Source organism: Micromonospora sp. M51 (genome assembly GCF_018070305.1).
GTDB lineage: Bacteria > Actinomycetota > Actinomycetes > Mycobacteriales > Micromonosporaceae > Micromonospora > Micromonospora parva.
In genome coordinates this window covers 1-1,494 of sequence record NZ_JAGPXZ010001082.1, presented here as the reverse complement: position 1 = coordinate 1,494, position 1,494 = coordinate 1, and the positions used below count along the sequence as shown (strand labels likewise).

Below are 1,494 nucleotides of genomic sequence, written 5' to 3'. Positions count from 1 at the left end.
ACTTCGACAAGCTCCAGGTCCGGACCCGGGTGCAGGCCAGCGCGATCCAGCTGCGCAACCAACGGGGCTGACTTACCACCACGACGTATCCCGGCGCGCGTGTGCGCGCCGGGATACGTCGTTCTACTGATCCGGCGGGCCGGTGTCGGCTGAGAGGCTGAGCCGCGTCGACGACGGCACGGGGGATGCCGCCGACCACAATGGAGGAGAAATGATCGAACCGGTCTGGGGGCCCGTGCACCGGGACATCGTCGACCTGCTCGCCGACCACCCCGCGGACGTGCCGGCCGTGGTCGATCATTTGACCAAGCTGCAGGACATGCTGGTCCGGCTGCCACCGTTGGAGGCCAGTTGCCCGCTGGCCGACTTCAACAAGCTCTACCTGACGATCACCAGCAGCGTGTTGGACGGGCTGTACGACGACCGCTTCATCGACCCGGTCTTCCTCTCCCGGCTCGACGTCGAGTTCGCCGCCCGCTACTTCGACGCGATGCGGCTGTGGACCGACTCCAGCCCCGGCACCCCGAAGGCGTGGTCGTGCCTGTTCGAGCGGATGCGGGGGCCGGACGCCCGCCCGCTGCCCTCGGCGGCGGCCGGGGTGAACGCGCACATCAACTTCGACCTGCCGTTCGCCCTGGTGACCACGTTCGACCACCTGGAGTCGGAGCCGGTCGACGGCAGCGACCAGCACCACGACTACCTCGAGATCAACAACATCTTCGCGGACAAGATCCCCGGCCTGCGCCGTGGCTACCTGGAGCGGTGGCAGCTGCTCATCGACATGCTCAACGGTGACATCGACGACTGGTACCAGGGGGAACTGGTCGAGTACACGCGCGATGTCGCCTGGCGCAACGCGCAGAAGATCTGGCGGTGCCGGCACGACCCGCAGGCCCGCGAGTGTGAGCGCACGCGGTTGGACGACAACGCCGCGGCGCTCGGCCGGTTGCTGCTCTCGCCCCTCGGGGCGTTCCTGCAGTAGCCGGGACGGGGGGCTCCCGCGCTCCGCCCCGTGGGGGGCGGCGGAGCGCGGGAGCGCGTCCCACCAGTTCCACCCCGCGTGGCCACCCGAAATCGGGTCGGTCACGAGCGGGGACAGCCGGTCGGCCCGGGGGGTGTCGACCGTCTGCCACCGTCGGCCGGCCCGGGGGGTGTCGGCCGGCGGTGGGGGACCGGCGGGTGGGGGCGCGTCGACGGCGTGCGGATCCGGGGGTGTCGGCGGGCTCGGATCGGGTACGCCCGCGCCATGATTGTCCTGGCCCGGCGTCGGCCCGCCGCCCGCCCCCGGCCCGCGCGGCCCGGCCCGCTGCGGCCGGGCGGCCCGGTGTCGCGACCCACCGCGCGGCCCGGCGCCCGATGACCGGCGTCGCCACGCGATTTCCGTTCCGCTTCGATGCGGCGTTCCGGCCGATGCTGGCCCTGCTGGGGGTCCGTCCGGCGACGGCCTGGGTCGCCGGCAGCGAACGGGATCTGATGATCCGGTACGGGCCGTGG

1 protein-coding gene is annotated in these 1,494 nt (G+C 72.2%); it reads left to right on the top strand.

Annotation, left to right across the window (positions count from 1 at the left end; all coding sequences use genetic code 11):
* Positions 1–211: 211 nt before the first annotated feature.
* Positions 212–982, top strand: coding sequence for a DUF5995 family protein (locus KBX53_RS32650; protein ID WP_030327568.1), 771 nt, complete (start codon positions 212–214; stop codon positions 980–982).
* The last annotated feature ends 512 nt before the right edge of the window (positions 983–1,494 follow it).